Source organism: Cryobacterium sp. TMT2-42-4 (assembly GCF_004402645.1).
GTDB lineage: Bacteria > Actinomycetota > Actinomycetes > Actinomycetales > Microbacteriaceae > Cryobacterium > Cryobacterium sandaracinum.
In genome coordinates this window covers 336,117-343,190 of record NZ_SOFT01000011.1, presented here as the reverse complement: position 1 = coordinate 343,190, position 7,074 = coordinate 336,117, and the positions used below count along the sequence as shown (strand labels likewise).

At 66.9% G+C, this 7,074-nt stretch carries 9 protein-coding genes; 5 read left to right on the top strand and 4 right to left on the bottom strand.

Annotated elements, in window-relative coordinates; genetic code table 11:
• The coding region (locus E3O18_RS03865; protein ID WP_277870880.1) for an SbcC/MukB-like Walker B domain-containing protein at positions 1 to 1,655 on the top strand (1,655 nt) is incomplete at its 5' end.
• Positions 1,656 to 1,691: 36 nt separating this feature from the next.
• Here E3O18_RS03865 and E3O18_RS16835 read toward each other — a convergent pair.
• Positions 1,692 to 1,823 carry a hypothetical protein gene (locus tag E3O18_RS16835; protein ID WP_347232329.1) on the bottom strand — a complete coding sequence of 44 codons (132 nt, stop codon included), beginning with the start codon at positions 1,821 to 1,823 and terminating at the stop codon, positions 1,692 to 1,694.
• Positions 1,802 to 2,176, bottom strand: a complete 375-nt coding sequence (locus E3O18_RS16425) for an HNH endonuclease family protein (protein WP_347232328.1) — start codon at positions 2,174 to 2,176, stop codon at positions 1,802 to 1,804. Before E3O18_RS16425 ends, E3O18_RS16835 begins: the two co-directional genes overlap by 22 nt.
• Positions 2,177 to 2,443: 267 nt before the next feature.
• Between E3O18_RS16425 and E3O18_RS03855 the strand changes: the two genes are divergently transcribed.
• Positions 2,444 to 2,806, top strand: a complete 363-nt coding sequence (locus E3O18_RS03855; RefSeq protein ID WP_134396477.1) for a DUF2834 domain-containing protein — start codon at positions 2,444 to 2,446, stop codon at positions 2,804 to 2,806.
• Between the two features lie 131 nt (positions 2,807 to 2,937).
• Here E3O18_RS03855 and E3O18_RS03850 read toward each other — a convergent pair whose 3' ends face one another.
• The gene (locus E3O18_RS03850; protein WP_134396475.1) at positions 2,938 to 3,489 is read right to left on the bottom strand and encodes a cupin domain-containing protein; all 552 of its coding nucleotides are present in this window, start codon (positions 3,487 to 3,489) and stop codon (positions 2,938 to 2,940) included.
• Between the two features lie 232 nt (positions 3,490 to 3,721).
• Here E3O18_RS03850 and E3O18_RS03845 point away from each other — a divergent pair, with 232 nt between their 5' ends.
• Entirely contained in the window at positions 3,722 to 4,813 is a 1,092-nt protein-coding gene (locus E3O18_RS03845; RefSeq protein ID WP_134396473.1) for a TerC family protein, read from the top strand.
• On the top strand, positions 4,810 to 5,166 hold the full coding sequence (locus tag E3O18_RS03840; protein WP_134396471.1) for a winged helix-turn-helix domain-containing protein: 357 nt from the start codon (positions 4,810 to 4,812) through the stop codon (positions 5,164 to 5,166). Before E3O18_RS03845 ends, E3O18_RS03840 begins: the two co-directional genes overlap by 4 nt.
• Positions 5,167 to 5,179: 13 nt before the next feature.
• On the opposite strand, the gene E3O18_RS03835 is transcribed toward E3O18_RS03840, so the two are convergent.
• Positions 5,180 to 5,872 (bottom strand): Pr6Pr family membrane protein, encoded by a 693-nt coding sequence (locus tag E3O18_RS03835; protein WP_134396469.1) that lies wholly within the window; start codon positions 5,870 to 5,872, stop codon positions 5,180 to 5,182.
• Positions 5,873 to 6,040: 168 nt separating this feature from the next.
• On the opposite strand from E3O18_RS03835, the gene E3O18_RS03830 reads away from it, so the two are divergent.
• Complete coding sequence (locus tag E3O18_RS03830; protein WP_134396468.1) at positions 6,041 to 7,069, top strand: TerC/Alx family metal homeostasis membrane protein; 1,029 nt, start codon at positions 6,041 to 6,043, stop codon at positions 7,067 to 7,069.
• Positions 7,070 to 7,074 lie beyond the last annotated feature (5 nt).

Sequence of the window (7,074 nt, the reverse complement as noted above, 5' to 3'; positions counted from 1 at the left end):
CCCAGGCGGAGCGGCTGCGGGCGGCCGAGGACGCGGCCGGCCAGGTGCGGCGTCTCGACGCGGAGCTGGAGGTGGCGCACCGGGCCGACGCGGCCGCCGCCGGCGAGAACGCGGCGGCGGCGGTGCGCTACCAGACCCTCGTGGACCGGCGGCTGGCCGGCCACGCCGTCGAGTTGGCCTCGCACCTCGTGGCGGGGGAGCCGTGCGAGGTATGCGGCTCGACCGCGCATCCGGCTCCCGCCACCGGCGACGATGAACCGGTCACCGAAGCCGACATCGTGGCGGCACGGGCACGCCTGAAGCAGGCGCAGACCCGACTCGATCAGACGCATTCCGCCGCAGGCACCGTGGCCACCGACCTGGCCCGGGCCCGGGCCCGGGCCGGGGAGCGCACCATCGACGAAATCGTCGCCGAGATGGCCGCGTCCGATGTGGCCCTGGCCGCGGCCGTGAACGCGGGCGTGCGGGCGGCAGCGCTCGGCCTCGACAAGAGCCGGCTGCGGGCCGAACTCGACGAGGCCGGCCGTGCCCTGGCAGACCTCTGCTCCGCCCGCGATGAGGCGGCCGCGCAGCTCGCCGAGCGCCGCAGCGCCCGACAGGCCATCGACGACCGAGTGTCCGCCCTGCGCGGCGACTTCGCCTCGGTGGGCTACCGGGTCGATCGGCTGCGGGCCGAGCTGGTCTCCGCGCGGGCCCTCGACGAGGCCCTCGACCACAGCCGTGAGCGCCGGAGCCTGCGAAACGCCGCCGGCGCATCCGTTCAGGCCCAGCTGGACCGCGAAGGTTTCGTCGACGAGCAGGACGTGGCCGCCGCCCACCGGGACGACGCCGACGTGCGGCAGCTGGAAGAGCTGATCCGCGGCCACGACGATTCGCGCGCGGCGGCGCGCTCGCTGCTGGCCGAACCAGCGCTCACGGGTCTTCCCGCCGGCCTGACCGATGTCGGTCCGGCCCGGGAAACCCTGGTGAGGGCGGCGGCGGAACGGGATGCGGCGCTGGCCGAACGCGGCTCTCTGGGGGAGCGGGTGGCTGTCATGACCGGCCTGGTCACGGATGCCCGCGTGCACTTCGACGCCGGCGCGGAGCTTCTGTCCACGCAGACGCAGGTTCGGGAGTTGGCGGCGGCCGTGCACGGTGACGAACCCAACACGAAACGGATGCGCCTGGAGACCTACGTTCTCGCCGCGCAGCTCGAGCAGATCATTGCGGCGGCCAACAACCGGCTACGCACCATGACCGGCGGCCGCTACACCCTCGAACACGACGACTCGGTGCAGTTCCGTGGTGGTCAGTCCGGGCTCGGGCTGATGATCCGGGACGCGCACACCGGGCGGGCTCGCCCCACCCAGTCGCTCTCCGGCGGCGAGACGTTCCTGGCGTCACTGGCCCTCGCCCTCGGGCTGGCGGAGATCGTGTCGAATCAGGCCGGTGGCATCGCCCTTGACACCCTGTTCGTCGACGAGGGCTTCGGGTCCCTCGACGGCGCCACCCTGGAGACGGCGATGAGCACCCTGGACGGCCTCCGCGCCGGCGGCCGCACCATCGGTCTGATCAGCCACGTCGACTCCATGAAGGAGCAGATCCCGGCCAAGCTGGTCATCACCGTCACCGACCAGGGCTTCAGCGAGATCGGTGAGGTCCTCGTGTCGGTGTAGCCGGGCTGTGCCGGTTCGTGCTGTGCCGGCGCGGAACTAGCCCAGACCGGGCGCGGCCGAGTAGGCAGGCTGGCCGGGGCAGGTCGCGAGCACGCGGGCCATGGCGTCGTGCTCGGCCGGGGCCACCCGCAGGCCGTAGGTGGCCTTCACGGAGATCTGGCGGGCCACATATTCAAAGCGGAACGACTTTCCGCGGGCAGCCAGGTGGCGGCGTCCCCGTCGCCCTTCTGCGAGTTGGAGACACCGTCGGAGGCCCGCAGGTTCAGCGGGTCGTTGGCCAGGGCTATCCGCTCCTCCCGGGTCAGTTGCGCGGCGCCGGTTTGCCAGGCGTTCGACAAAGCGACCAGGTGGTCGATCTGCACGAGCATCGAGGTGGTCTCGCCGCGCTCGAACGACACCGATTCGCCCGTGTACGGCGCCAGCAGCTCGCCGCTCAAGACCCGGCAGGACACCTCGGTCACGATCGCGGTCAGGTCACGGGCCAGGATATCGTTGCGGGTGTCGCAGCCGTTGTCGTCCACGTCGCGCCAGGCGGAGCCGAATTCGCCGGGGCCGGGGCCGCGGCCGCGGATCCGACCGAGAAGGGGACGGATGTCTCGCCCGGCGTGACGCCGGGCACGCCGACCACGATCGCCCAGATCAGAGCCAGGAGCGGCAGGACCACCATCAGGGCGGTGACGGGCCGTCGTCTGGAACGCCGGCTGCGGGTTGACGCAGGCGTGCGAGATGCGTGTGGCATGGTGCTCCCAGGGTCGGCTTTCGACCCTACCGGGCGGCAATAATGACGTATGACCAAAAACTGGACCCCGCTCGCCGCCGTCTACCTGGCGCTCAGCCTCGGCGGCCTCGGGGGCACCTGGACCTTCAACCTGCTGGCGATCGTGCAGCTACGCGACTTCGTCGGCGACTGGGTCAACAGCGGTCCGGCGGTGTCGTCACTGACCGTTGACCTGCTGGTGGTGGCGGTGGCCGGCAGCATCCTGATCATCGTCGAGGCCAGGCGGATCGGGATGAAGCGGGGCTGGCTCTACGTGGTGCTCTCGGGTCTGACAGCGTTCGCCTTCACCTTCCCGCTCTTCCTCGCGATGCGGGAACGCACCCTGCAGGCGCAGCGGGTGCGGGCGGCGAACGCCGGAGCCCGGACCCGCTAGGCGCCAGCCAGGCGGACCAGCCCGGCGGTCTCGAACCAATACGACGGAGATTTTGCTCACAACCGACCCCGAACATCCATTTCAGCCCGAAACGCTTAAAATCTCCCTCGCATTCGTTAGGCCGCACTCGGCTAGTTGGTGTCGGCGGACCGCGCCCTCGTCGAGGGGCGCTTCTTCGCCGGCTTGCGTGGTTTCTTCGCGGCGGGCTTGGCGGCCGTCTTCGACGTCGGCTTTGCCGTAGCCTGCGCGGCGGCCGGCTTCACCTGGCGTGATTTCTGCTTCTGCTTCGGCTCCGTGACGGTGCCGTCGAAGTGTTCCGCTGACGCCTGGGCGTCCGCCTTGGTCAGGTGCACGACGGCGTCCTGATGCTCCGGCGGCGCGTAGATCGTGGCGAGCCGCAGCACCTTGCCGCCCGTGTTGAGCACATTGTGCCGAGCGCCGGCCGGCACGACCATGGCCGAGTTCTTCCTGATCTTCGTCTTGGTGCCGTCGATCCAGATCTCGCCCTTGCCCTTCTCCACCCGAAAGTACTGGTCTCGATCCGGGTGCACCTCTTCTCCGATGTCCTCGCCCGGCTCCAGCGCCATCACGACCAGCTGCAGCCCCCGGGCGGTGTAAAGCACTTGGCGGAAATTCGAGTTGCGGATGGCCGCGTCCTCGATGTTGTCGACAAAACCCTTCATGGGATCCTCCATTGTTCCAGTGCACGGTAGTCGCGGCGGCGGAAGTGCTCAACCGCCTCAGTCAACCCCGCGGTTTGCCCCAAAGGGTGAAGTATGCTTCACTTGTTTTCGGAGGGGAGTAATCCCCAGCGTGTGGTCGTCATTACGGTTCCGTCATCGGAGCCCGGCCGCAGGAACCCGATCCGGGTTGGACCAGACCTCCAGTCGCAGCACTGACTGGAAGGCATCATCCATGAACGTTCCCCTCTACGCCTGGCTGGCGGTGTTCGGTGTGATCGCCGTCATGCTGGCTGTCGACCTGTTCGCTCACCGCAAGGCCCATGTGATCGGGGTACGCGAGGCCGCGATCTGGTCCGTGGTCTGGGTGGTGATCGGCATCGCCTTCGGCGTCGTGATCTGGATCACGGCCGGCGCCGAGTTCGGGCAGCAGTACTACGCCGGCTACCTGATCGAGAAGTCGCTCGCGGTCGACAACGTCTTCGTCTGGGCGATTATCTTCGCCGCCTTCGCCGTGCCGCGCCAGTACCAGCACCGGGTGCTGTTCCTCGGTGTGCTTGGCGCGCTCGTGCTGCGCGGTATCTTCATCGCCGCGGGCGCCGTGCTGATCGAGAACTTCTCCTGGATCCTCTACGTCTTCGCCGCGTTTCTGATCTTCACCGGCTACCGCATGATCCGCACCCGCAACGAACACGCGCACCCCGAGAAATCCCAAGTGCTGCGCCTCTTCCGCCGCTTCATCCCGATGACCGAGACGTTCCACGGCCAGCGCTTACTCGTGCGCAAGAACGGCATTCTGCTCGCCACACCGCTGCTGGCGGTTCTCGTGCTCGTCGAGGTGACGGATGTCGTGTTCGCCGTGGACTCCATCCCGGCCATCTTCGCGGTCACCAGTGAACCGTTCATCGTCTTCACCGCCAACGCCTTTGCAATCCTCGGCCTCCGGGCGATGTACTTCCTGCTCGCCGACCTCATGCACCGATTCGTCTACCTGAAGATCGGTCTCTCGCTGGTGCTGATCTGGGTGGGCGTCAAGATGCTGCTGCTCGACGTCTTCTACATCCCGACGACCCTTTCCCTCTCTGTGATCGCGCTGATCATCGCGGTGTCGGTCATGCTCAGCCTCCGGGCCACGCGGGGCCAGGGGCGGCGCGAGTTCGAGGCCGCTCCCGTCGGCTCGTTCCGCGAGGCCACCCCTGAGGAACTCGCCCAGATGGAGCCGGTCTGGCGCCGATCGGCCCGCACGCCCGAGCAGAAGGCACAGAAAGCCGTGCAGAAGGCCGAACAGAAGGCCGAGCAGAAGAAGGTGAACGAGACCCTCCGATGACCGAGATGCTGCCCGAACCGCTGCCCGTTCCGCCGCCTGGACCGACGGATGCCCCCGGCAAGCCGTGGACGTTCCTCACCCACCACGCGCACCTGCTCCTGGCCATCGCGGGGAACCCCGATGCGCGGGTGCAGGAGCTCGCCGACACGGTGGGGGTGTCGTCCCGGGCGGCGCTGAGCATCATGGCGGACCTGGTCAAGGCCGGCTACATCCGGCGCGAACGGGTGGGGCGGCGCAATCACTACAGCATCGAGCGGAACCGGCCGTTCCGGCATCCGTCGACCGCGGCGCACAGCGTCGACGAGATGATCGCCGCGTTCAGCACATTCGCGCCGCCGCCGCGATCGGTCTGACCGCGAGAGCGGATCAGGCCACGGGTTCGGTCGTCAGAACCTGTGGCCGGAGGCGGCTCGCGGCGATTGCGGCCGCGGCGAGACCGGTGATGAAGGTCGCGATGCCGAGCACGTAGAAGATCACGGTCACGTAGCCGCCCGGCTGGGCAGGTTCGAGGAAGGGATAGGTGTAGAAGCCGGTCAGGGTGCCCCGCACCACGGCGTATGCCACCCAAGCCAGCGGGTAGATCAGGGCCACACCGAGGCGCTTCCAGGCCAGGGCCGGGCGCCCCGGCGAGAGGATCCAGTCCAGCGCGATGAAGATCGGCGCCCAGACGTGCAAGACCTCGTTGGGCCAGCCGACACCGATGAAGCCATCGGAGACGACGTTGCGCAGCAGCGCGTTGTAGACGACCCCGGTGACGACCGCGTAGGTGAGTACCGACATTCGCACCCCGGTGAGGAGCTGGGAATCCGTGCCTCGGCGCAGGGCGAGGGAACCTCCCACGAGCAACACGACCACGTTCATCAGGCTCGACTGGATGGTGAAGTAGCCGAAGTACTCGGTCGCCACGAAGGCGTCGTTCCAGAGCTGGTCGGTGATCTGCGTAATGATGCTCGCGAAGAGCAGCAGTCCTATGCCGATCCGCAGCAGACCGGAAAGACGCCGGAAGGTGGAGGGCGATGCTGAGTCGGAGGCCACCGGAGAAATCGCTGTTGAAGTCACTGGAAAAGAATAGTGCTGACGAGCTGGGGATTCAGCAGGGCAGGCCGCTTGCCCGGAAGGGGGTCAGCAGCAGAGGCAGGATACTGTTGACGTTCATGCTTATTTGGTTCCTCTTATGAGTAGGCTTACGCTGAAATTCTCGCTGAGGACACGACAGGAAGGTCACAGTTGCTGGAAGTAACTGCGCTCCGCTGGACGCTCACCATCGCCGTCATTCTGGGTCTGCTCGCGTTGGACCTGGGGTTGGCCATCGCTCGGCCGCACGTCGTTAAGTTTCGGGAGGCCGCACTCTCGTCGGTGCTGTACATCGCGGTCGCGATCCTGTTCGGCCTCGTTTTCGCGGCGCAGGTGGGCTGGGGGTTCGGCGCGGAATACTTCGCCGGGTACATCGTTGAGAAGAGCCTGTCCATCGACAACCTCTTCGTTTTCGTGATCATCATGTCGACCTTCGCGGTCCCGGAGAAATACCAGCAGAAAGTTCTCATCTTCGGGATCCTGCTGGCACTCATTCTGCGGGCGATCTTCATTGCACTGGGTTCCGCCCTGCTTTCGCTGTTCTCCTTCATGTTCCTGATCTTCGGTCTGGTGCTGATCTTCACAGCCGTACAGCTCTTCCGGCACCGTAACGTCGACCCTGACGTGCAAGACAACGTACTGGTTCGGGTGGCCCGTCGGGGCCTGACCGTTACCGACGACTATGTCGACGGTCGAATGTTCACGCGGAGCGCCGGCCGCCGCGCGGTGACACCGCTGTTTATCGTTCTGATTGCGATCGGCAGCACCGATCTTCTGTTCGCACTCGATTCGATCCCGGCGATCTTCGGAATCACCGATGAGGCGTACATCGTCTTCACCGCCAACGCCTTCGCACTGCTCGGGCTCCGGGCGCTCTTCTTCCTCGTCAAGGGGCTCCTCGACCGGCTGGTCTACCTGTCGACCGGCCTGTCCCTCATCCTGGCCTTCATCGGTGTGAAACTCGTTCTGCATTGGGCGCACGGCCTTGATGGCCGAGTGCCGGAGATCAGCACGAATCTCAGCCTGATCGTCATCGGTGTGGTCTTGACCGTGACCACGGTTGCCAGCCTGATCAAGACACGCCAGGATCCCACGGTGCGAGCTCATGCCGGCTCACTCCGGGCAGCGGATCATTCCGAGACTGAACCAGCGGATCAGCCCGACTCCGGGCGCAAGAGTTGACGGGC

Excerpts from the sequence above, each read along its gene's own strand:
- E3O18_RS03855 (WP_134396477.1), top strand. The coding sequence starts at position 2,444 with ATGACCAAAAACTGGACCCCGCTCGCCGCCGTCTACCTGGCGCTCAGC.
- E3O18_RS03850 (WP_134396475.1), bottom strand. The coding sequence starts at position 3,489 with ATGAAGGGTTTTGTCGACAACATCGAGGACGCGGCCATCCGCAACTCG.
- E3O18_RS03845 (WP_134396473.1), top strand. The coding sequence starts at position 3,722 with ATGAACGTTCCCCTCTACGCCTGGCTGGCGGTGTTCGGTGTGATCGCC.
- E3O18_RS03840 (WP_134396471.1), top strand. The coding sequence starts at position 4,810 with ATGACCGAGATGCTGCCCGAACCGCTGCCCGTTCCGCCGCCTGGACCG.